Consider the following 22,475-nt stretch of genomic DNA (forward strand, 5'->3'; position numbering starts at 1 on the left):
GCAGATCCCCTACAAGGAGCACCCCATGAGCGACGTTCAACAACGCATCGACCAACTGGTCAAGAACAACGACATCCTGCTGTTCATGAAGGGCAGCGCGAGCTTCCCCATGTGCGGCTTCTCCGGCCGTGCCATTCAGATCCTGAAGGCCTGCGGCGTGGAGCCCAAGGCGATTTCCACCGTGAACGTGCTGGAAGACCAGGAAATCCGCCAGGGCATCAAGGACTACAGCAACTGGCCCACCATCCCCCAGCTGTATGTGAAGGGTGAATTCATCGGCGGTTCGGACATCATGATGGAGATGTACGAGTCCGGTGAGCTCAAGCAACTGCTGGACGGCCAGGCCTGAAGCCGCGCACACCATGCACCTGCTGGGACCAATGCCGACCCCGATGACCAGTCTGGCTGGCATGGCCCCTGCTTTGTCCGAAACCGCCCTCCTGGGCGGTTTTTCGTTTCCGGCCGCAGGGCAGCGGCACGGAATCCCCTTTGCCTGCATGCGAAGGAGGCATGCACAATGGTGACGCTAGGCAGTCACCAGCCACCCCACTGACCTATGACCTTGACCCAAAGCCTGCTCATCATTGCCCTGCTGATTGCCGCCAGTGCCTTCGTGGCGGTGGCCGAAATTTCCCTGGCCGCTTCCCGCCGTCTGCGCCTGCGCCAGATGGCCGACGAAGGCGACCCCCGCGCAGAAAAGGCGATGAAGATGCAGGAGCAGCCCGGTGACTACTTCACCGTGGTGCAGGTGGGTCAGAACGCCATCGCCATCCTGGGCGGTATCGTGGGGGAAGGCACGTTCAGCGCCGGCTTTGCCGAGCTGCTGGCCTGGTGGCTGCCGGCGGGTTCGGCGCACAGCGCGGGCTCGGTGCTGTCCTTCTTCGTCATCACCTCGCTGTTCATTCTGTTCGCCGACCTGCTGCCACGGCGCCTGAGCATGACCGAGCCGGAATACCTGCTGGTGCGCGTGCTGCGCCCCATGCAGCTGTGCATCACCCTGTTCAAGCCCATCGTCTGGTTCTACAGCCGCATCACCGATGCGTTGTTCCGGCTGTTTGGCCTGCCGGACAAGCGCGACGAAAAAATCACCTCGGACGACATTCTGGCCATGACCGAAGCCGGTGCCCGAGCCGGCGTACTGGCCCGGCGCGAGCAGCAGGTCATCGCCAATGTGTTCGAGCTGGATTCGCGCACCGTGTCGTCGGCCATGACGCAGCGCGACCGCATCGCCTACTTTCTGCGCGACGACCCAGACCCGGTGATCCGCGCCCGCATTGCCGAGGAGCCCTACTCCACCTACCCGGTATGCGATGGCGATATCGACCATGTGGTGGGATATGTGGATGCCAAGGACCTGTTCCAGCGCGCGCTGAACAACCAGCCCATCTCGCTCAAGGACGGCAGTCCCCTGGTGCACAAGGCACTGATCGTGCCGGACCGGCTGACACTGGCCGAGGTGCTGGACCAGTTCCAGCAGGTGCACGAAGACTTTGCCATCATCCTGAACGAGTACAGCCTGGTGGTGGGTGTGGTCACGCTGAACGACGTGATGAGCACGGTCATGGGCGACCTGGTAACCCCCGATGACGACGAACAGCAGATCGTGCGCCGCGACGCACACTCCTGGCTGATCGACGGGGTCACACCCATCGACGACGTGCTGCGGGCGCTGAACCTGGAAGAGATGCCCCACGAAGAAGAGTACGAGACCCTGGCCGGCTTTCTGATGGTGATGCTGCGCCGCGTACCGCGCCGCACCGACAGCGTGAACTGGGGGGGCTACAAGTTCGAGGTGATCGATGTGGACAGCTACCGCATCGACCAGGTGCTGGTCTCGCGCCTGTCGGACGACGGCAAGACCCCGTTGCCCCCCGCCCCGCCAGCGCCCGAGCTGCCCCCGCCGCTGCACACCGGCGTGGCGCATCCCCCCCTCCAGTCGCCACAGCAGCCGGCGGCCGGGCGCGAAAACCCGACCCCCAGCGTGCCCTGAGCCCCTGGCCTGCGTGCCCCGCAAAAAAAGACTGCCCCGGCAGTCTTTTTTATGGCGCTTGCAGCCCCTGAGCACAGAGGACAAGCTCCCGCTTCGGACAGCCGCTGCCTGCCCCACAATGAAAAAAGGCAGCCTCGTGGCTGCCTTCTTGGTCATCGCGCTGGCGTGAGAGCTCAGTTCAGGCCCAGACGGGCCTTCAGGTCCGACAGGATGTCGCCTGCAGCGATCTTGGTGGCTCCGGTATCGCGGCGGTGCTGGTACTCGACCACGCCGTCCTTCAGGCCGCGGTCACCCAGCACCACGCGGTGGGGCACGCCGATCAGTTCCCAGTCGGCCAGCATGGCGCCGGGGCGCTCGTCACGGTCGTCCAGGATCACGTCCACGCCCAGCGCCAGCAGTTCGCTGTAGAGCTGCTCGGCGGCGGTTTTCACGGCTTCGCTGCGGCCCATGCCGATGGGGCAGACCACCACGGTGAAGGGTGCAATCGCGTCGGGCCAGATAATGCCGCGCTCGTCGTGGTTCTGCTCGATGGCCGCGGCCGGCAGACGGGTCACGCCAATGCCGTAGCAGCCCATTTCAAAGTGCTGGGGCTTGCCGTTGTCGCCCAGGAAGGTCGCATTCATTGCCTGGGAGTACTTGGTGCCCAGGTAGAACACGTGGCCGATCTCGATGCCGCGCTCGATCGCCAGTGCCCCGGCGCCATCAGGCGATGGATCGCCCGCTACCACATTGCGCAGGTCCGCCACCAGGGCGGGCTCGGGCAGATCACGGCCGAAGTTCACGCCGGTGATGTGGAAGTCTTCCTCATTGGCACCGCAGACCCAGTCAGCCATCACGGCCACATCGCGGTCCACCACCAGGTTCACGGGCTTCTTCAGGTTGATGGGGCCCAGGTAGCCGGGCTTGCAGCCGAAGTGGTCTTCGATCTCGGGCACCGAGGCAAAGCGGAAACCGGCCAGACCGTCCACCTTGCCGACCTTGATCTCGTTCATCTCATGGTCGCCGCGCAGCAGCAGCAGCCAGACCTGGGTCTTGGCGATCAGGCCCTTGTCGTCCAGTTCGTCGGTGGCCAGCACCAGCGACTTGACGGTCTGCGCCAGCGGCAGGCCCAGCTGGGCGGCCACGGATTCGCAGGTGCTGTTGCCGGGCGTGGCCACCTTGGCCATGGCCTGGCCAGCCGCAGGGCGGGCCTGGGTGGGGGCCAGACTTTCGGCCTTTTCAATATTGGCGGCGTAGTCGCTCTGTGGGCAGTAGACGATGGCGTCTTCACCCGTGGAGGCAATTACCTGGAATTCTTCGCTCAGATCGCCACCGATGGCGCCCGAGTCTGCCCGCACCGCGCGGTACTGCAGGCCAAAGCGGTCGAAGATGCGCTTGTAGGCTTCGCGCATGGTCTGGTAGCTGATCTGGGCGGTGTCGCGGTCCTTGTCGAAGGAATAGGCGTCCTTCATGATGAACTCGCGGCCACGCATCAGGCCAAAACGCGGACGGCGCTCGTCGCGGAACTTGGTCTGGATCTGGTAGAGGTTCTTGGGCAGCTGCTTGTAGCTCTTGAACTCCTGACGGGCGATGTCGGTCACCACTTCCTCGGACGTGGGCTGGATCACGAAGTCGCGCTCATGGCGGTCCTTGATGCGCAGCAGCTCGGGGCCCATCTTCTCGAAACGGCCGGTCTCCTGCCACAGCTCGGCAGGCTGGACCACGGGCATGGTCACCTCGATAGCGCCGGCGCGGTTCATTTCCTCGCGCACGATGGCTTCGACCTTGCGGATCACGCGCAGGCCCATGGGCATGTAGTTGTAGACGCCTGCACCCAGCTTTTTGATCATGCCAGCCCGCGTCATGAGCTTGTGGCTGACCACTTCGGCGTCGGCCGGAGCTTCTTTCAGGGTGGAGATGAGAAATTGGGAAGCTTTCATGGGCAGGAAAACGGAATATCGGGTCGGCGACCTTGCCGGGTGCAGAGCACCGTGCATAATGGCCGCAATAGACAAAATTGGGGTTCGATTATGCTTGACCGGGACGGATTTCGCCCGAACGTCGGCATCATCCTGCTCAACCACAAGAACCAGGTGTTCTGGGGAAAACGCATCCGCACCCACAGCTGGCAATTCCCACAAGGCGGCATTGATCGGGGCGAAACGCCCGAACAGGCCATGTTCCGGGAACTGCATGAAGAAGTGGGGCTGAAGCCCAACCACGTTCGCGTGGTGGCCCGCACCCGGGATTGGTTGCGCTACGAGGTGCCAGACCGTTACATACGCCGTGACGCGCGGGGCCATTACAAGGGGCAAAAGCAGATCTGGTATTTGCTGCAGCTGACCGGACACGACTGGGATTTGAACCTGCGTGCCACCGACCACCCCGAGTTTGATGCCTGGCGCTGGAACGATTACTGGGTGCCGCTGGATGTGGTGGTGGAGTTCAAACGCGGGGTGTACGAACTGGCCCTGACGGAACTGGCCCGCTTTCTGCCCCGCCATGAACAGCGCAACCGCTATCTGCGCAGCGGCATGCGGGGACGCGATGGCGCTCCGCTGGCCGGTGAGCCCGATCCCCTGATTCCTCCGCAGCGCACCGGCCTGCTGCTGAACCCGGGGCTGGAACTGCCCCCCGGCGCCAGTTTCGATCCGGATCCCCAGACCCCCAAGTCCTGAGCGGCATCCGCAGCCGGTCTGATCCCCATCAAAAAAGGAGTGGCATGCCACTCCTTTTTGCATGGCCGCCGCACGGCCTGTAGCGCGCCCCGGTGCGCTTCAGTGCGCCGTCAGCACCATGTTGTCGCGGTGCACCATTTCCGGCTCGGCCGTATAGCCCAGCAGGCGCTCGATCTCGCTGGAAGCATGGCGGCACAGCAGCCGCGCTTCGGAGCTGGCGTAGTTGGCCAGGCCACGGGCCAACTCCTGGCCCTGCGGGTCGCGCACGGCAATCACTTCACCACGCGAGAAATCCCCTTCCACCGCCGTCATGCCGATGGGCAGCAGGCTCTTGCCTTCGGCGCGCAGCACACGGGCCGCACCTTCGTCCACCGTCACGGCACCACGCAGCTGCAGATGGTCCATCATCCACTGCTTGCGCGCCTGGTTCTTGTGCGTGGGCGCCACCAGCAGCGTGCCGATGGCTTCGCCGCGCGTCAGGCGCAGCAGCACATCCTGCTCGCGCCCCCAGGCAATCACGGTGGACGCGCCCGAGCCAGCGGCCCGCTTGGCCGCCAGAATCTTGGTCAGCATGCCGCCCTTGCCGATGCTGGAGCCCGCGCCGCCGGCCATGGCCTCCAGCGCCAGGTCCCCGGCCTGGGCCTCGTGCACAAACTGGGCATCGGGGTTGCTGCGCGGATCGGCGGTGTACAGGCCCTTCTGGTCGGTCAGGATCACCAGCGCATCGGCTTCCACCAGGTTCGCCACCAGGGCGCCCAGGGTATCGTTGTCGCCGAACTTGATTTCGTCGTTGACGACGGTGTCGTTTTCGTTGATCACCGGCACCACGCCCAGCTGCAGCAAGGTCAGCAGCGTGACGCGGGCGTTCAGGTAGCGCTCGCGGTCGGCCAGGTCCGCATGGGTCAGCAGCACCTGGGCACTGCCCACATTCTGCTCACGCAGCTTGGTCTCGTACATCTGCACCAGGCCCATCTGGCCCACCGCTGCAGCGGCCTGCAGCTCATGGAGTTCCTTGGGACGGGTGGCCCAGCCCAGGCGCTTCATGCCTTCGGCCACGGCGCCGCTGGAGACCATGATGACTTCGCGCTTGCTGCCGTCCTCGCCATGCACCAGGCTGGCCAGCTGGCGCGACCACTCTTCGATGGCCGCCTCGTCGAGGCCGCGGCCCTCGTTGGTGACCAGACTCGAACCGACCTTGACCACGATGCGGTGGGCATCGCGCAGCACATTGGAAGCCATGAAATATCAGCGTTTGTGGCCCCTGGCGCACTCTGTAGGCGCGCCAACAGCGATTGAATGGAAAGCAAAACAGCGCCCATGAGCGCTGTTGGTTCTAGCCGTGCAGCTCAGTCCGCATCGCGGGGGGCGAAACGGGGGTCGTTGCTCAGATCGAGTCCGCTGTCATCGGCATCGGCGAAGCGGGGATCGATGTCCTTGGGATCCGGTGCCAGCTCGGCCAGCTGCTGCGCACGCACATGCTGGTAGATGGTCTTGATCAGCGGCTCGCAGCCTTCGCGGGTCAGCGCCGAGATTTCGAACACCGGGCCCTTCCACTTGAAGCGCTTGACAAAGTCCTTGACCAGGGCCGCACGCTCTTCGACCGGCACCATGTCCAGCTTGTTCAGCACCAGCCAGCGTGGCTTGCTGTGCAGGCCTTCATCGTACTTGCGCAGCTCTTCCACAATGGCCTTGGCCTGGGCGACAGGGTCCACGCCCTCGTCGAACGGAGCCATGTCCACCACGTGCAGCAGCAGGCGGGTGCGCTGCAGGTGGCGCAGGAACAGATGCCCCAGGCCGGCGCCCTCGGACGCACCTTCGATCAGGCCGGGAATATCGGCGATCACAAAGCTCTGCTCCGGGCCCACGCGCACCACACCCAGGTTGGGGTGCAAGGTGGTGAAGGGGTAATCGGCAATCTTGGGGCGGGCGTTGGAGACGGCCGCAATGAACGTCGACTTGCCCGCATTGGGCATGCCCAGCAGGCCCACGTCGGCCAGCACCTTCAGCTCCAGCTTCAGGTTGCGGCGCTCGCCGGGCCAGCCCGGCGTCTTCTGGCGCGGGGCGCGGTTGATGGCGCTCTTGAAGCGCAGATTGCCGAAGCCGCCATCGCCGCCCTTGGCAATGGTGATCTTCTGGCCGGCTTCGAGCAGCTCGAATAGCACTTCGCCGGTCTCGGCGTCGGTGATGATGGTGCCCACCGGCATGTTCAGGGTGATGTCATCGCCGGCCGCGCCGAACATGTCGGAGCCCATGCCGTGCTGACCGCGCTTGGCTTCATGGCGGCGCGAATAGCGATAGTCCACCAGGGTGTTCAGGGCCGGATCGGCCACGGCGAACACATGGCCGCCACGGCCGCCGTCGCCCCCGTCCGGACCGCCGAATTCCTTGTACTTTTCGTGCCGGAACGACACGCAGCCATTGCCGCCATCGCCTGCGGCAATGTCAATAAAAGCTTCATCGACGAACTTCATGGGGGATCCCGTTCCACTGAAATAACCGGCGCATCCGGCACCGGGCAAGCATACCGTCTGACGCACCGCGCCGGGTATGGCAGGGCTTTCGCCCGGAATAAACAGCAAAGCCCCGACTGTGCGGGGCTTTGCCAGGGTCTGGTGAAGACCGTCTGCTTAGACGGGAGTCACGCTGACCGTGTGCTTGGACAAGGCGCCCTTGGTTTCAAAAACCACATTGCCTTCGACCAGAGCAAACAGGGTGTGGTCCTTGCCCACGCCGACATTGGTGCCGGGGTGGAACTTGGTGCCACGTTGACGCACGATGATGGAACCAGCGCTGATCAGCTGACCACCAAAGGCCTTCACACCCAGCATTTTTGGCTTGGAATCACGTCCGTTGCGCGTAGAGCCGCCGCCTTTTTTCTGTGCCATGACTGAGCTCCTTCAGAATTAAGCAGCAACCGCCACGATTTGCAGTTCGGTGAACTGCTGGCGATGGCCTTGGGACTTGGCGTAGTGCTTACGACGACGCAGCTTGAAGATGCGCACCTTGTCGTGCTTGCCGTGAGCAACCACAGTTGCCTTCACAGTTGCGCCGGACACCAGGGGCGTGCCAACCTTCAGTTCAGCGCCGTTGCCGACTGCCAGAACCTGGTCGATCACGATTTCCTGGCCTACGTCCGCAGCAATCTGTTCTACTTTGATTTTTTCGCCAGCAGCAACGCGATATTGCTTGCCACCGGTTTTTATGACCGCGTACATGTAAACCTCTTTCAAAGGGGAATCACCCATGGACTAATTTCCATGGAGCCGGCGATTGTACCACCCCTTCCAGATTTGTGTGCAAGGCCTGAACAACGCGTCCGAGTGAGCACCCTAGGGCCGCTGCAGCTTTCCTATAATCCAGCCTCTCGAAGGCGGCATATCTTGACTACAGTTCATTCCAACACCAACCCGCTGGCCCTCATCGCCGATGACATGCGCGAAGTTGACGGCGTCATTGCGCGGTGCCTGACCACCAGTGTTCCGCTGATCGGCCAGATCTCCCAGTACATCATTGCTGCAGGTGGCAAACGCCTGCGCCCTGCGTTGCTGCTGATGGTGGCCCGTTCCCTGGGTTGCGAAGATGCCCGCCGCTTCGAGCTGGCGGCCGTGGTGGAACTGATCCACACCGCCACCCTGCTGCACGACGACGTGGTGGACGAGTCCACCCTGCGCCGCGGCCGCCCCACGGCCAACGAGAACTTCGGCAACCCCGCCAGCGTGCTGGTGGGCGACTTTCTGCACACCCGCTCCTTCCAGATGATGGTGGCAGCCGGCAATATGCGCATCCTGCAGGTGCTGTCGGATGCGACCAACATCATTGCCGAAGGCGAAGTGCAGCAGCTGATCAACACCCACGACGCGTCGCTGAGCGAAGCCGGCTATCTGCATGTGATCCGCTCCAAGACCGCCAAGCTGTTCGAAGCCAGCACCCAGATTGCCGCCATCCTCGCCGGCGCCAGCCCCGAGCAGGAAGCCGCCAGCGTCACCTACGGCCAGGCCCTGGGCACCGCCTTCCAGATCATTGACGATGTGCTGGACTATGACGGCGATGCCGCCGAAATGGGCAAGAACCTGGGCGATGACCTGCGCGAAGGCAAATGCACGCTGCCGCTCATCATTGCCATGCAGCGCGGCACGGCCGAACAGGCCGCCGTGATCCGTGAAGCCATCGAACAGGGCTCCACCGACAAGCTGCCTGAAATCCTGGCCATTGTGCGCAGCACCGGCGCGCTGGACGCCACCCGCCAGGCCGCCCACAACGAAGCCCTGCGCGCCATGCAGGCACTGGACAGCCTGCCCGCCAACACGCACACCGATGCCATGCGCCAGCTGGCCTCGCAGCTTTTGCTGCGCCGCACCTGATTTGGGTTTAGAATTTCAGCTTCCGCTTGCAACGCAGGCCGGAAAAAGTCGGGGTGTAGCTTAGCCTGGTAGAGCGCTACGTTCGGGACGTAGAGGCCGGAGGTTCGAATCCTCTCACCCCGACCATCCATTTTCTGCCACCACAAGCCTGCGAAAGCGGGCTTTTGTGTCTATGCAGCCTGTGTGGGATCACGGATGATGGAAGTCCTCCACCGTCCATCCGCCACACCGTTACATGCCTGACCCGCTGCTGCACACCCCTCCCATGGAATCGCCCGGACCTTCCGGGCGGGCATGCGTGCAGATGGCAGCTGGTTTGCGCAGCAGGGTGACTCCACCCCATCGACCGCTCGCTGACCCACAGCCCCGCACCTTCGGCACTGCACCTGCAAGGCGACGCAGCCCATGCATGCTCCATCGCCTGCAGCCCAGGACATTGACCAACCTGCCTTTGCTCATGGACAGCCTTCCCGCCCCCCTGTCTCGACCGACATTTCCACTGGGACAGGGCGCGTGATGGAACTGGTCTGGGGGCTCGAAGCCTGTGGGGCCGCCCTGCTCGGCCTGCTGGTCGGCAGCTTTCTGACCACCGTCATCCACCGGCTGCCGCGCATGATGGACCAGGACTTCGCCGCGGAATGCGCCGCGCACCACCAGACCCACTGCCATTGCGGCGCCATGGGGGCTGACGCAGCCGCCACAGCGCCGCTCACCCTGACCCGCCCGCGCTCCCACTGCCCGCACTGCAGCCAGTCCATCGCCTGGCACGACCGCATTCCCGTGCTCAGCTACCTGGTCTTGCGGGGACGCTGCCGCAGCTGCCATACCCGGATCAGCCTGCGCTATCCGCTGGTGGAGCTGGCCACGGCCGCAGGGTTTGCCTTTTGCACCGCACGCTGGGGGTTCAGCCCCACGGGGCTGGCCTGGTGCGGCTTCAGCGCCGCGCTGCTGACCCTGGCAATGATCGACTGGGACACCGAGCTGCTGCCCGACAGCATCACCCTGCCCCTGGTGTGGGCCGGCGTGCTGGCCAGTGCCCTGGCATGGACCAGCGTGGCACTGCCGGATGCGGTGTTTGGTGCCGCGGCCGGCTATCTGTCGCTGTGGCTGGTGTACTGGGGCTGCAAGCTGCTCACCGGCAAGGAGGGCATGGGCTACGGCGACTTCAAGCTGTTTGCGGCGCTGGGCGCCTGGTTGGGCTGGCAGGCACTGGTGCCGCTACTGCTGATCGCCTCGCTGAGCAGCGTGCTGGTGGCCCTCCCCATGCTGCTGTTCCAGCGGCTGCGGGAAGGCGGTTACATTCCCTTTGGTCCCTTTTTGGCAGGGGCCGGCTTCGCCGCCATGGTGTTCGGTTCCGACACGGTGCTGCGCAGCCTGTTTGCTTTGGCAGGAATGTGATGCACCGACACCCTTTGCGCCTGGGTCTGACAGGCGGTATCGGCAGCGGCAAAAGCACCGTGGGCCAGATGTTGGCGGCACGGGGCGCGGCCCTGCTGGATGCCGATGCCATCTCCCGCAGTCTGACCGCCGCTGGCGGCGCGGCCATGCCGCTGATCCGCGAACGCTTTGGCAGCGAGGTGATCGAAGCCGACGGCAGTCTGAACCGGGCGGCCATGCGCGCCCTGGTGTTCCAGCATGCCGATGCCCGCCACCAGCTGGAAGCCATCATCCACCCCCTGGTGGGCAGCACCACCGAGGCGCATGCCCAGGCTGCCATCGCGGCCGGAGCCCCGCTGCTGGTGTTCGATATTCCGCTGCTGGTGGAATCATCCCGCTGGCCCGCCCGCCTGGACCAGATCGTGGTGGTGGATTGCGCCACCGAGACCCAGATTGCGCGCGTGATGCAGCGCAGCGGGCTGGAGCGCAGCGCCGTGGAGGCCATCATCGCCACCCAGGCCACACGGTCCCAACGCCGCGCCGCAGCCGACTGGGTGATCTACAACGACGGCATTACGCTGGATCAATTGCGGGATCATGCGCATCAAATTGCTGACTTCTTCCAGCTATGATGCTATAAAGTCTGAAGATCAGATCGAAGCGCGTTCTGCCTTTGCACGATTTCCGCAATGTGTCCCCAGATTGGATAAGCCTCCCCGGAAGCCGCCAGCGTGATCCTTTACGAATATCCCTTCAACGAACGGCTGAGAACCTATCTGCGCCTGGAGCAGTTGTTTCGCCGTCTCGGTGAACTGCTGGAACGAGACACCGCGCTGGACCACCACTACGCGCTGGCCACCCTGTTCGAGCTGATGGATGTGGCCGCCCGGGCCGATCTGAAGGCCGATGTGCTCAAGGATCTGGAGCGCCACAAGGGCCAGCTGGACAGCTACCGCGGTAATCCATCGATTGCCGAAGAGATGCTGGACCACATCATCGGCCGGCTGGATGCCGCCTTCACCGCCCTCAACAGCCAGGCCGGCAGAACCGGCCAGACACTGACCGAAAACGACTGGCTGATGGCCGTGCGCAGCCGCATGGGCATTCCCGGCGGTACCTGCGGCTTCGACCTGCCGGCCTACCACACCTGGAAACACCAGCCCAGCGAACGCCGCCGCGCCGATCTGCAGCGCTGGTCGGCCTGCTTCCAGCCGCTGTCGGATGCGCTGTTTCTGGTGCTGGGCCTGCTGCGCGATACCGGCACACCGCAGAAAGTGGCGGCCACCAACGGCCATTTCCAGCAGTACCTGCCCGCCGGCCGCAGCTACCATCTGCTGCGCCTGCGCATCGACCCGGCACTGAATCTGGTGCCCGAAATCAGCGGCAACCGCCTGATGGTGTCGGTGCGGCTGATGCGGCCCGACGAGGACGGCAAGCTGCAGTCCACCACGGAAGAGGCGGCTTTTGAGCTCACGCTCTGTGCCTGAGCAGGCTTTGCGCTAGGCTAGCCGCCCTATGACGACACCTGCCGACCCTTCTTCCCCACCCTCTTCCAACCCGGACGCACCGGTGGTCAACTGCCCCACCTGCGGCCACGCTACGCTGTTCGCGCGCAGCAACCGCTTTCGCCCCTTCTGCAGCGAACGCTGCAAGATGATCGACCTGGGCGCCTGGGGCAACGAGGAATTCCGCGTTCCCGTCCAGACCCCGCCACAGGACGCACAGTACGGCGACCCGCGCTTCGAAGACTGAATCCGCCGGGTGAACGCCCCGCTGCACACAGGCAGCGGCCTGCAATGCCCGGGTTCCCCTGCTTGAGTTCCCGCACGACGCAGCTTGCGCACGACCGCCTGCGGACTGCGGCAGCTGCTGCGGACTTGTCCACAGACCGGCGCCGCAGAGGCCGCCTGCAAAGATTTTTTCAGTGCCCAAGGTGGAGCATGGCATGCCACGCGGGCAGCGTCTCTAGCGCCCGTGCAGCGGCGCACAGGCTGGCATTTATTTTTCTGCGGCAGCGGCATCCTGGGCATACAGCGCCCCATCAAACGGCAGACCGCGCTCGGCGCTCAGCCACTCCAGCACCGGGTAGGAACCCTCCAGCACCGGACGCACCGTCAACGGCAGCTGCTGCCAGGCCATCTGCTGGCCTTCGCGCATCTCGAACACACCGTCCCACTGCGTGACCTTGCACCAGTGCAGGCGCACCAGGGCGTGGGAATAGTCGTGCTCCGTCACCTTCCAGGGGATGCAGTTGGTAATAGTGATGCCCAGCTCCTCCTGCAGTTCGCGGCGCAGGGCCTGCTCCACCGTCTCACCGGCTTCGAGCTTGCCGCCCGGAAACTCCCACCAGCCCGCCCGCGGCTTGCCGACGGGGCGGCTGGTGATCAGCAACGCACCATCGCTTTCGCGGATCAGCACGCCCACGGCGACTTCGGTGTGGGTACGAACGGCAGGGGTATCGGTCACAACAGTATTTCCTCTCACGGCGGCCCCAGGCCGCCGGGCTTCAATCGGTTTCGGCTTCTTCGCTCAGGCCGTCCACATCGGCAATGCGCTGGCGGCCTTCCACGGCGCGCTGCGCACGCCCGGCCCAGTCCCGTGCGAACTGGTGGGCCACGCGGCCGCTGCGCGAGCCGCGCTCCAGCGCCCAGACCAGGGCTTCGGGCCGGGAGGCCTCGATCTCCTCGGCCGACACACCCAGGGCCGACAGCCACTGCGCCACCACGCGCAGGTATTCATCCTGGCTGAAGGGGTAGAAGCTGACCCACAGGCCAAAGCGCTCGGACAGCGAAATCTTCTCTTCCACCACTTCGCCGGGGTGGATCTCGCCGTTCTCGCCCTTGGACTGGGCCAGGTTGTCGGTCATGTACTCGGGCAGCAGATGGCGGCGGTTGCTGGTGGCATAGACCAGCACATTCGGGGTGGCGGCACTGACCGAACCATCCAGGATGGACTTCATGGCCTTGTAGCCGGGCTCGCCTTCCTCGAAGCTCAGGTCGTCACAGTAGATGACAAACTTCTCGGGCCGGCCGGCGACCACGTCCACGATGTCGGGCAGGTCGGTCAGATCGGCCTTGTCCACTTCGATCAGGCGCAGGCCCTGGGGCGCGTACGCGTGCAGGCAGGCGCGGATGAGCGACGACTTGCCCGTCCCGCGTGCGCCGGTCAGCAGCACGTTGTTGGCCGTACGGCCCTGCACAAATTGCTCGGTGTTGCGGGCAATCTTGTCTTTTTGCACGTCCACATTCTGCAGATCGGACAGCTGCATGGCCCCCACATGGCGCACCGGCTCCAGCACGCCGCAGCCGTTGGCGCGCTTGCGGTAACGCCAGGCAATGGCATCGTCCCAGCTGACCGGCGCCTGCAGCGGCTGGGGCAGCACGGTTTCGATGCGCTGCATCAGTTGCTCGGCACGGGCCACCAGGCGCTCCAGCGGACTCAAGGCAGACAGGGTGGAATCGGTCATGGCAGGGTCGGTCTCCGGGAATGGTAGTGTTGAGGGGGCTCCAGCACATGCCGCACGGCCTGCCAAGGCGGATGCTGGCAGCAGCGGTTCGCGCAGCTTCGGCGCCTGCCTGGCGCGAACCGCCAGCCCCGCGGGCTCAGGAACGGTAGTCGGCGTTGATGGTCACGTACTCGTGGCTGAAGTCACAGGTCCACACGGTCTGGCTGGCATTGCCACGGCCCAGCACCACGCGCACGGTGATTTCCTGCTGCTTCATCACGCGCTGGCCGTCGGCTTCCTGGTAGGACGGGTTGCGACCACCGTTGACCACCACATGCACATCGTCCAGGAACAGATCGATCGCGGTCTGGTCCAGGTCGGTGATGCCGGCGTAGCCCACAGCCGCCAGAATGCGGCCCAGGTTGGGGTCGGAGGCAAAGAACGCGGTCTTGACCAGGGGCGAATGGGCGATGGCGTAGGCGGCCAGACGGCATTCTTCTTCGGTCTTGCCACCATCGATCTGCACGGTGATGAACTTGGTGGCACCTTCGCCGTCGCGCACGATGGCCTGGGCCAGCAGGCGGGCCACATCCAACAGCGCGGCCTTCAGGGCCTGGGCCTCGACCCCATCCCAGCTGGCGATGGGCGCATGGCCGGCCTGGTGGGTGGCCATCAACACAAAGCTGTCATTGGTGGAGGTGTCACCGTCGATCGTCACGCGGTTGAACGAACCATCGGCCAGCTCCTTGACCAGGCCCTGCAGCAGCGCCGGGTCAATGGCCGCATCGGTGGCGACAAAGCCCAGCATGGTGGCCATATTGGGACGGATCATGCCCGCGCCCTTGCTGATGCCGGTCACGGTGACGGTCTTGCCGCCGACCTGCAGCTGGCGGCTGTAGGCCTTGGGCTGGGTGTCGGTGGTCATGATGCCTTCGGCTGCCGTGGCCCAGTTGTCGGCCCGGGCCGCAGCAATCGCCTGGGGCAGACCGGCCACGATGCGGTCCACCGGCAGCTCTTCCATGATCACGCCGGTCGAGAACGGCAGGATCTGCTCGGGGGCCAGACCCAGTTCCTTGCCCAGAGCCGCGCAGGTGGCGCGGGCATTGGCCAGGCCGGCCGCGCCGGTGCCGGCGTTGGCATTGCCGGTGTTGATCACCATGGCGCGGATGCCCTTGCCGGCCTGCAGGTGCTCGCGGCCCACTTGCACGGGTGCGGCGCAGAAGCGGTTTTGCGTGAACACGCCGGCCACCGTGGTGCCTTCGTCCAGCAGGAACACGGTCAGGTCTTTGCGGTTGGCTTTGCGCACACCGGCTTCGGTGACGCCAATGCGCACGCCTGCGACCGGGTGCAGGTCTGCGGCAACGGGAGCGGGGAGATTCACGGGCATTGCAGGGCTTCCTACAGAAATTAAAAACAGGGGCCGATTATCGGCCGATCACAGGGCCTCCACGTTACGCAGGCCTACGTACAAAGCACAACACGGGCCGCAGCCCGTGTTGTCAGAGGTTCATGCCGGTGCGTCCATCAGGACAGCTTGCCGTGGCAGTTCTTGAACTTTTCACCGCTGCCGCAGGGGCAGGGATCGTTGCGTCCCACGCGCGCACCTTCGGGCAGCTGGAAGGCCTCGGGCGCATCGCTCTTGTCGCCATCGGCGCTGGCGTATTGCAGGCCTTGCACATGCTCGGCGCGGTGTTCGATACCGGCCGCCGCTTCCTGCAGCGCTTCGGGCTGCTGGATACGCACGGTCAGCAGCACGCGGGTGACTTCGTTCTTGACCTGGTCGATCAGCTGGCGGAACAGCTCGAACGCTTCGCGCTTGTATTCCTGCTTGGGCTGCTTCTGGGCATAGCCGCGCAGGTGGATGCCCTGGCGCAGGTAATCCAGCGCTGCCAGATGGTCGCGCCAGTTGGTGTCGAAGCTTTGCAGCAGCACGGCGCGCTGGAAGTTCATGAACTGCTCGGAACCCACCAGATCCACCTTGGCCTGGTAGACCGCATTGGCAGCGGCCACGGCGCGTTCCAGGATCTCTTCGTCGGTGGCGTGGTCGTTGGTCTTGAGCCATTCGACCAGATCCACCTCGACCTGCCAGTCCTGGGCCAGGGCCTTTTCGAGCCCGGGCACATCCCACTGCTCTTCCATCGACTCGGCCGGCACGTACTGGCGCACCACATCGCTGATGCAGTCCTCGCGCATGGCGGTGATCATGGATTCCAGCTCGGTGGCGTCCAGGATCTCGTTGCGCTGCTGGTAGATGACCTTGCGCTGATCGTTGGCGACATCGTCGTATTCGAGCAGTTGCTTGCGCATGTCGAAGTTGCGGGCTTCCACCTTGCGCTGGGCCGATTCGATGGAACGGGTGACGATGCCGGCTTCGATGGCTTCGCCCTCGGGCATCTTCAGGCGGTCCATGATGGCGCGCACGCGGTCACCCGCAAAGATGCGCATCAGCGAATCGTCCAGGCTCAGGTAGAAACGCGAGGAACCGGGGTCGCCCTGGCGGCCCGAACGGCCACGCAGCTGGTTGTCGATACGGCGGGATTCATGGCGCTCGGTGGCGATGATGCGCAGGCCGCCCAGGGCCAGCACCTTCTCGTGGTCGGCGTTCCACTGCGCACGCAGCGCCGCAATCCGGGATTGCTTGGTGCCGGCATCCAGGCTGTCATCGGTTTCGATGGCCTGGACTTCCTTTTCAATGTTGCCGCCCAGCACGATGTCGGTACCGCGACCGGCCATGTTGGTGGCAATGGTGATCATGCCTTCACGACCGGCCTGGGCAATGATGTCGGCTTCCTTGGCGTGCTGCTTGGCGTTCAGCACCTGGTGCGGCAGGCCGGCCTGCTGCAGCAGCTGGTCGATGATTTCGGAATTCTCGATCGAGGTGGTGCCCACCAGCACCGGCTGACCGCGCTCATGGCATTCACGGATGTCGGCAATCGCGGCGTCGTACTTTTCCTTGGTGGTCTTGTAGACGCGGTCCAGCTGGTCTTCGCGCTTGCTGGGCTTGTTGGGCGGGATCACCACGGTTTCCAGACCATAGATGGACTGGAACTCGTAGGCCTCGGTGTCGGCCGTACCGGTCATGCCGGACAGCTTGCCGTAGAGGCGGAAATAGTTCTGGAAGGTGATCGAGGCCATGGTCTGGTTCTCGGCCTGGATGGACACGCCTTCCTTGGCTTCGACCGCCTGGTGCAGGCCGTCGCTCCAGCGGCGGCCGGACATCAGACGCCCGGTGAACTCGTCGACGATGACCACTTCACCGTTCTGCACCACATAGTGCTGGTCACGGTGGTAGATGTGGTGGGCACGCAGCGCGGCGTACAGGTGGTGCACCAGCGCAATGTGCGAAGGGTCATACAGCGAAGCGCCTTCCGGGAACAGGCCGGCATTGGCCAGAATGCGCTCGGCCACTTCATGGCCCTGCTCGGTCAGGAAGACCTGGTGGCTCTTCTCGTCCAGGGTGAAATCGCCGGGCTTGGTCACGCCTTCGCCGGTGCGGGGATCTTCTTCGCCTTCCTGGCGCACCAGCTGGGGCACCAGCTGGTTGATGGCCAGGTACATGGCCGTGTTGTCGTCTGCCTGGCCCGAGATGATCAGCGGCGTGCGCGCTTCGTCGATCAGGATGGAGTCCACCTCGTCGACGATGGCGTAGCTCAGGCTGCGCTGCACGCGATCGGCCGCGTCGTACACCATGTTGTCGCGCAGGTAGTCGAAACCGAATTCGTTGTTGGTGCCGTAGGTCACATCGGCCAGATAGGCCTGCTGTTTTTCGTCGCGCGGCGCATTGGGCAGGTTCACGCCCACGGCCATGCCCAGGAAGTGGTACAGCCGGCCCATGGTGGCCGCATCGCGGCTGGCCAGGTAGTCGTTGACGGTCACCACGTGCACACCGTTGCCGGACAGTGCGTTCAGGTACACAGGCAGGGTGGAAGTCAGTGTCTTGCCTTCACCGGTGCGCATTTCGGCGATCTTGCCGTCATGCAGCGCCATGCCGCCGATCATCTGCACATCGAAGTGGCGCATCTTCATGACGCGCTTGGAGGCTTCACGCACCACCGCAAAGGCTTCGGGCAGGATCTGGTCCAGCGTTTCACCCTGCGCCAGACGGCCACGGAACTCATCGGTCTTGGCACGCAAAGCTTCGTCGCCGAGCTTTTCGAACTCAGGCTCCATCGCATTGATGCGAGCCACCGTCTTGCGGTATTGCTTGAGAAGCCGGTCGTTGCGGCTGCCGAATAGTTTGGTGAGGAAGTTGGTGGCCATGCGAACAGACCCAACCAGCACAGCCCTACAGGCCCTGCGGCGGGTCAGAATCCCTAAGATGAAACTGCAGATGGGGACTGGCGCTGCTTCCTGCAAGAGCCGGGAAGCAGTGCAAGCCAAAAATTGATTCTAACTGTCTGCCACCCTGGGGGAAATGCCGCCGCACCACAGCCCTTGTCGCAGCAGCAGTGCCCCGCATAATCCTGTGCTAGCCAGCCCGGTATTTTTCATGTCCCACAGCCCCATCACCCGCCGCCACCATGCCGTCTCCGTGGAGCAGGCCGCGCGCGAATCCCCCACCCTGGCCCAGCTGGTGGCATTGACCCAGGACTCCAAGGAGCGCCTGCGCTCCATCCTGCCGCTGGTGCCTCCCACCCTGCGCAATTGCCTGGAAGCAGGCCCCATCGAAGGCAGCACCTGGTGCCTGCTGGTGCGCAACAACGCAGCCGCCAGCAAGCTGCGCTACCTGCTGCCGGGCATGGAGGCGCACCTGCGTGTCAAAGGCTGGGATGTGCAGCACATCCGCCTGAAGGTGCGCAGCACCCAGGAATGGGAAGCGCGCTGAAACGCGCGGGCGGCACAAAAAAGGAGGGGGAGGAGATGGTGCCGGTTGTCGGATTCGAACTGACGACCTACCGCTTACAAGGCGGGTGCTCTACCAACTGAGCTAAACCGGCGATCTGCCACTGCAAGCGGTGTGCAGGACAAAATTCAGGACACGGGCCGCATGCCAGCGCATGCAGCAAAAAGAGATGGTGCCGGTTGTCGGATTCGAACTGACGACCTACCGCTTACAAGGCGGGTGCTCTACCAACTGAGCTAAACCGGCAAACCGCTAATTCTAATGCAGGAATGATCGGCCCCAGGGGCAGTCCTGCATGTTTTCTGTCACTTCACCAATTTCAGCGAAGGACGGCCCCCACCCGAAGGCGGGCGCGGCTTGTCGCCGTCATCATCCTCCGCGCGCGGCACGGCGGCCAAGGGCGCCGCAGCGGTGTCCGTAGGCACCAGTTGCACCACCCGGTCGGACGCATTGGCCTCGACGCTGTCGTCCACGGCATCCACCACGGACTCCGCGTCGCCTTGGGCGTCGAGCACGGCCCCGTCCACCACGGGGAAGGACATGCCCTGGCCGCTTTCGCGGGCGTAGATCGCCAGCACGCGCTCCACCGGCACCATGATCTCGCGCGGCTTGCCGCCGAAACGGGCCTTGAATTCAATGAATTCATTGCCCATCTGCAGACCGCTGGTGGCGTCGTAGCTGACGTTGAGCACGATCTCGCCGTCGTTCACGTACTCGCGCGGCACCTGTACCGTCTTGTCCACACGCACGGCCAGATACGGCGTGAAGCCGTTGTCGGTGCACCACTCGTAAATGGCCCGGATCAGATAGGGGCGGGTCGACGTGGAGTCCTGGGCATTCATGGCAGCAAGCGGTGGATCAGATTTCAGGGGAACAGGGCCGGCAGGTCTTACTTGCGCATGACCTTTTCGGAAGGCGTCAGCGCTTCGATGTAGGCAGGGCGCGAGAAGATGCGCTCGGCATACTTCAGCAGCGGCGCAGCATTCTTGCTCAGCTCGATGCCATAGTAGTCCAGACGCCACAGCAGCGGTGCAATGGCCACGTCCAGCATGGAGAAGCCTTCACCCAGCATGTACTTGTTCTTCAGGAACACGGGGGCCAGCTGCGTCAGGCGGTCGCGGATGTGGGCACGGGCCTTCTCGATGGCCTTTTCGTTGCCCTTGGCATTGCGCTCTTCCAGCGTGTTCACGTGCACGAACAGCTCTTTTTCGAAGTTCAGCAGGAACAGGCGCACGCGGGCGCGGTCCACCGGGTCGCCAGGCATCAGCTGGGGATGGGGGAAGCGCTCATCAATGTATTCGTTGATGATGTTCGATTCGTACAGGATCAGGTCACGTTCCACCAGGATGGGCACCTGGCCGTACGGGTTCATCACGCTGATCTCTTCGGGCTTGTTGTACAGATCCACGTCGCGGATCTCGAAGTCCATGCCCTTCTCGAACAGCACAAAGCGGCAACGGTGGGAATAAGGGCACGTAGTTCCCGAATAAAGCACCATCATGGTGGAAGCTCCTAAAAATCAAAAAGAGTGGGACGCTCTACAGCGCCCACTCCACAAAGACCGAACCGCTTTCAACCGGGGCTGAAAGCGGCTGCAGACCGACTACTTACTTGACATCTTTCCAGAACGCGGCATTCAGTCTCCAGGCAATGAAGATGAACAGCCCCAGGAAGATCAGCACGCCCACACCCAGGCGGATGCGGGTATTTTGCGCTGGTTCGCCCATCCATTGCAGGTAGTTCACCAAGTCGCCAACTGCCTGATCGTACTGTACCTGCGTCATGGTGCCCGGAGTCAACTCCTCCCAGCCCTTGAACACATGGGTCTTTTGACCATGCACTTCCTGCTCTTCGAACAGGGCGCGGCGCTCACCTTGCAGCTGCCACAGCACGTGCGGCATGCCCACGCTGGGGAAGGCCAGATTGTTCCAGCCGGTGGGCTTGGTTTCGTCCTTGTAGAAGGTGCGCAGGAAGGTGTAGAGGTAGTCCGCACCGGTGCCGTTGCCGCTGGCGCGCGAGCGCGCAATCACGGTCAGGTCGGGAGGATTGCCGCCGAACCAGTCCTTGGCCTGCTTGGGATCGATGGCCGAAATCATCGTCTCACCCACCTTGTCGGTGGTGAACAGCAGGTTGTCCTTGATCTGCTGCTCGGTCAGACCGATGTCCTGCAGACGGTTGTAGCGCATGAAGGCGGCCGAGTGGCAGCTCAGGCAGTAGTTCACGAACAGCTTGGCGCCGTTTTGCAGCGAGGCCTGGTTGGTCGTGTCGACCGGGGCCTTGTCCAGCGGAACCAGCAGGTCACCCGATGCCTGGGCACCGGTGGCGATGCCCAGAGCGGCTACCAGCGTGAGGATCAGTTTTTTCATTGTTGTTCTCTCCTAGGCTCAGTGGGGCTTGAAAGTCACGCGATCGGGCACGGGCTTGGGCGTGCCGATCTGGCTCCACCAGGGCATCAGGAAGAAGAAACCGAAGTAAAACAGGGTTCCGACTTGCGACACCCGTTCGCCGATCGGCGACGGAGGTTGCACGCCCAGGTAGGCCAGCACCACGAACACCACGACAAACACGGCGTACAGGTACTTGTGCCAGCTCGGACGGTAGCGGATCGACTTGACCGGGCTGCAGTCAAGCCAGGGCAGTGCGAACAGGATGATCACGGCGCCGCCCATCACCACCACACCCCAGAACTTGGCGTCGATGGAGAGCATCAGGGCCACGGCCACCACGGCAGCACCACCCACGATGGCCTTGGCAATGCCGGGCAGCTTGGTCTTCACGAAGGTGAACAGCGCAGCCAGCACCACGCAGGCGACCAGCACATACATCATCTCGGAAGTGATCGCACGCAGCATCGAGTAGAAGGGCGTGAAGTACCAGACCGGGGCAATGTGGTTGGGCGTCTTCAGCGGGTCAGCCGGAATGAAGTTGTTGTATTCCAGGAAGTAGCCGCCGAACTCGGGGGCGAAGAACACCACGGCCGAGAACAGGAACAGGAACACTGCCACGCCGAAGATGTCGTGCACCGTGTAGTAGGGGTGGAAGGGAATGCCGTCCAGCGGGTGGCCCTGTGCGTCCTTGGGGGCGCTGGGGGCCTTGATTTCCACACCGTCGGGGTTGTTGGAGCCCACATCGTGCAGCGCCAGCAAGTGCGCCACCACCAGACCCAGCAGCACCAGGGGCACGGCGATCACGTGGAAGCTGAAGAAGCGGTTCAGCGTGGCATCACCCACCACATAGTCGCCGCGGATCAGGATGGCCAGATCGGGACCGACAAAGGGAATCGCGGCAAACAGGTTCACGATCACCTGGGCGCCCCAGTAGGACATCTGGCCCCAGGGCAGCAGGTAGCCCATGAAGGCTTCGGCCATCAGCGCCAGGAAAATGGCGCAACCGAAGATCCAGACCAGTTCGCGCGGCTTGCGGTAAGAACCGTACAGAAGACCACGGAACATGTGCAGATACACCACCACAAAGAAGGCCGACGCCCCCGTCGAGTGCATGTAGCGGATCAGCCAGCCCCAGGGCACATCACGCATGATGTATTCCACCGAAGCGAATGCCTTTTCGGCATCCGGCTTGTAGTGCATCACCAGGAAGATGCCGGTGACGATCTGGATCACCAGCACCAGCAGCGCCAGCGAGCCGAAGATGTACCAGAAGTTGAAATTCTTCGGAGCGTAGTACTCCGACATGTGCACCTTGTAGGCCGAGAACGCCGTGGGAAAACGGTTCTCGAACCAGTTGGTCACCTTGGCGCCCGTGGACGCATTGGGATCGATTTCTTTGAATTCGTGGGCCATGT

The 22,475-nt window shown here is 63.7% G+C and carries 22 protein-coding genes and 3 tRNA genes; 10 read left to right on the forward strand and 15 right to left on the reverse strand.

Annotated features, from left to right (window positions below):
- Positions 1 to 25: 25 nt before the first annotated feature.
- Positions 26 to 349, forward strand: a complete 324-nt coding sequence (gene grxD, locus KW830_RS09415) for a Grx4 family monothiol glutaredoxin (RefSeq protein WP_066540866.1) — start codon at positions 26 to 28, stop codon at positions 347 to 349.
- 207 nt (positions 350 to 556) lie between these two features.
- On the forward strand, positions 557 to 1,990 hold the full coding sequence (locus KW830_RS09420) for a hemolysin family protein (protein WP_218332943.1): 1,434 nt from the start codon (positions 557 to 559) through the stop codon (positions 1,988 to 1,990).
- Between the two features lie 173 nt (positions 1,991 to 2,163).
- Here the strand turns inward: KW830_RS09420 and KW830_RS09425 are convergent, their stop codons facing one another.
- A complete protein-coding gene (locus tag KW830_RS09425; protein WP_218332944.1) occupies positions 2,164 to 3,909 on the reverse strand; it encodes a proline--tRNA ligase in 1,746 nt (581 codons plus the stop codon).
- A gap of 90 nt (positions 3,910 to 3,999) precedes the next feature.
- On the opposite strand from KW830_RS09425, the gene KW830_RS09430 reads away from it, so the two are divergent.
- A complete protein-coding gene (locus tag KW830_RS09430; protein WP_066540542.1) occupies positions 4,000 to 4,647 on the forward strand; it encodes an RNA pyrophosphohydrolase in 648 nt (215 codons plus the stop codon).
- A gap of 99 nt (positions 4,648 to 4,746) precedes the next feature.
- Here the strand turns inward: KW830_RS09430 and proB are convergent, their stop codons facing one another.
- The 4 genes from proB to rplU form a co-directional block, all read right to left on the reverse strand.
- A complete protein-coding gene (gene proB, locus KW830_RS09435) occupies positions 4,747 to 5,886 on the reverse strand; it encodes a glutamate 5-kinase (RefSeq protein ID WP_066540540.1) in 1,140 nt (379 codons plus the stop codon).
- Between the two features lie 107 nt (positions 5,887 to 5,993).
- Positions 5,994 to 7,118, reverse strand: a complete 1,125-nt coding sequence (gene cgtA / locus KW830_RS09440; RefSeq protein ID WP_066540538.1) for an Obg family GTPase CgtA — start codon at positions 7,116 to 7,118, stop codon at positions 5,994 to 5,996.
- A 156-nt stretch (positions 7,119 to 7,274) separates the two neighbouring features.
- Positions 7,275 to 7,532: a 50S ribosomal protein L27 gene (gene rpmA, locus KW830_RS09445; protein ID WP_066540535.1), complete on the reverse strand. Its 258-nt coding sequence runs from the start codon at positions 7,530 to 7,532 to the stop codon at positions 7,275 to 7,277.
- Between the two features lie 18 nt (positions 7,533 to 7,550).
- Positions 7,551 to 7,862: a 50S ribosomal protein L21 gene (rplU, locus tag KW830_RS09450; protein WP_066540532.1), complete on the reverse strand. Its 312-nt coding sequence runs from the start codon at positions 7,860 to 7,862 to the stop codon at positions 7,551 to 7,553.
- Positions 7,863 to 8,078: 216 nt separating this feature from the next.
- Here rplU and KW830_RS09455 point away from each other — a divergent pair, with 216 nt between their 5' ends.
- The 6 genes from KW830_RS09455 (at position 8,079) to KW830_RS09480 (ending at position 12,137) form a co-directional block, all read left to right on the forward strand.
- The gene (locus KW830_RS09455) at positions 8,079 to 9,008 is read left to right on the forward strand and encodes a polyprenyl synthetase family protein (RefSeq protein ID WP_218333165.1); all 930 of its coding nucleotides are present in this window, start codon (positions 8,079 to 8,081) and stop codon (positions 9,006 to 9,008) included.
- A gap of 49 nt (positions 9,009 to 9,057) precedes the next feature.
- Positions 9,058 to 9,134: transfer RNA gene (locus KW830_RS09460), tRNA-Pro, on the forward strand.
- Between the two features lie 390 nt (positions 9,135 to 9,524).
- Positions 9,525 to 10,406: an A24 family peptidase gene (locus tag KW830_RS09465; protein ID WP_218332949.1), complete on the forward strand. Its 882-nt coding sequence runs from the start codon at positions 9,525 to 9,527 to the stop codon at positions 10,404 to 10,406.
- Entirely contained in the window at positions 10,406 to 11,017 is a 612-nt protein-coding gene (coaE, locus tag KW830_RS09470) for a dephospho-CoA kinase (protein WP_218332953.1), read from the forward strand. The genes KW830_RS09465 and coaE overlap by 1 nt, the downstream gene beginning before the upstream one ends.
- A 99-nt stretch (positions 11,018 to 11,116) precedes the next feature.
- Positions 11,117 to 11,872 (forward strand): cell division protein ZapD, encoded by a 756-nt coding sequence (gene zapD / locus KW830_RS09475; protein ID WP_066540520.1) that lies wholly within the window; start codon positions 11,117 to 11,119, stop codon positions 11,870 to 11,872.
- Between the two features lie 28 nt (positions 11,873 to 11,900).
- Positions 11,901 to 12,137: a DNA gyrase inhibitor YacG gene (locus KW830_RS09480; RefSeq protein ID WP_218332954.1), complete on the forward strand. Its 237-nt coding sequence runs from the start codon at positions 11,901 to 11,903 to the stop codon at positions 12,135 to 12,137.
- A 246-nt stretch (positions 12,138 to 12,383) separates the two neighbouring features.
- Here the strand turns inward: KW830_RS09480 and KW830_RS09485 are convergent, their stop codons facing one another.
- From KW830_RS09485 to secA, 4 genes are all read right to left on the reverse strand, one after another.
- Positions 12,384 to 12,851 (reverse strand): NUDIX domain-containing protein, encoded by a 468-nt coding sequence (locus KW830_RS09485; RefSeq protein WP_279998094.1) that lies wholly within the window; start codon positions 12,849 to 12,851, stop codon positions 12,384 to 12,386.
- A gap of 40 nt (positions 12,852 to 12,891) precedes the next feature.
- Complete coding sequence (locus KW830_RS09490; protein ID WP_218332955.1) at positions 12,892 to 13,851, reverse strand: ATP-binding protein; 960 nt, start codon at positions 13,849 to 13,851, stop codon at positions 12,892 to 12,894.
- A gap of 136 nt (positions 13,852 to 13,987) precedes the next feature.
- Positions 13,988 to 15,217, reverse strand: a complete 1,230-nt coding sequence (argJ, locus tag KW830_RS09495; RefSeq protein ID WP_066540509.1) for a bifunctional glutamate N-acetyltransferase/amino-acid acetyltransferase ArgJ — start codon at positions 15,215 to 15,217, stop codon at positions 13,988 to 13,990.
- A gap of 137 nt (positions 15,218 to 15,354) precedes the next feature.
- Positions 15,355 to 18,090 (reverse strand): preprotein translocase subunit SecA, encoded by a 2,736-nt coding sequence (gene secA / locus KW830_RS09500; protein WP_218332956.1) that lies wholly within the window; start codon positions 18,088 to 18,090, stop codon positions 15,355 to 15,357.
- A 229-nt stretch (positions 18,091 to 18,319) separates the two neighbouring features.
- Between secA and KW830_RS09505 the strand changes: the two genes are divergently transcribed.
- Positions 18,320 to 18,655 (forward strand): hypothetical protein, encoded by a 336-nt coding sequence (locus KW830_RS09505; protein ID WP_083520580.1) that lies wholly within the window; start codon positions 18,320 to 18,322, stop codon positions 18,653 to 18,655.
- A gap of 36 nt (positions 18,656 to 18,691) precedes the next feature.
- Here the strand turns inward: KW830_RS09505 and KW830_RS09510 are convergent.
- The 6 genes from KW830_RS09510 to KW830_RS09535 form a co-directional block, all read right to left on the reverse strand.
- Positions 18,692 to 18,767: transfer RNA gene (locus KW830_RS09510), tRNA-Thr, on the reverse strand.
- 76 nt (positions 18,768 to 18,843) lie between these two features.
- Positions 18,844 to 18,919: transfer RNA gene (locus KW830_RS09515), tRNA-Thr, on the reverse strand.
- 59 nt (positions 18,920 to 18,978) lie between these two features.
- Positions 18,979 to 19,515 carry a ClpXP protease specificity-enhancing factor gene (locus KW830_RS09520; protein ID WP_066540497.1) on the reverse strand — a complete coding sequence of 179 codons (537 nt, stop codon included), beginning with the start codon at positions 19,513 to 19,515 and terminating at the stop codon, positions 18,979 to 18,981.
- A 47-nt stretch (positions 19,516 to 19,562) separates the two neighbouring features.
- The gene (locus KW830_RS09525) at positions 19,563 to 20,174 is read right to left on the reverse strand and encodes a glutathione S-transferase N-terminal domain-containing protein (RefSeq protein ID WP_066540495.1); all 612 of its coding nucleotides are present in this window, start codon (positions 20,172 to 20,174) and stop codon (positions 19,563 to 19,565) included.
- Between the two features lie 106 nt (positions 20,175 to 20,280).
- Positions 20,281 to 21,039, reverse strand: coding sequence for a cytochrome c1 (locus KW830_RS09530; protein ID WP_066540488.1), 759 nt, complete (start codon positions 21,037 to 21,039; stop codon positions 20,281 to 20,283).
- Positions 21,040 to 21,057: 18 nt separating this feature from the next.
- On the reverse strand, positions 21,058 to 22,473 hold the full coding sequence (locus tag KW830_RS09535; protein WP_066540486.1) for a cytochrome bc complex cytochrome b subunit: 1,416 nt from the start codon (positions 22,471 to 22,473) through the stop codon (positions 21,058 to 21,060).
- Between the last annotated feature and the right edge of the window lie 2 nt (positions 22,474 to 22,475).

This window comes from Comamonas sp. CMM03, from assembly GCF_019218715.1.
Lineage (GTDB): Bacteria > Pseudomonadota > Gammaproteobacteria > Burkholderiales > Burkholderiaceae_C > Comamonas > Comamonas terrigena.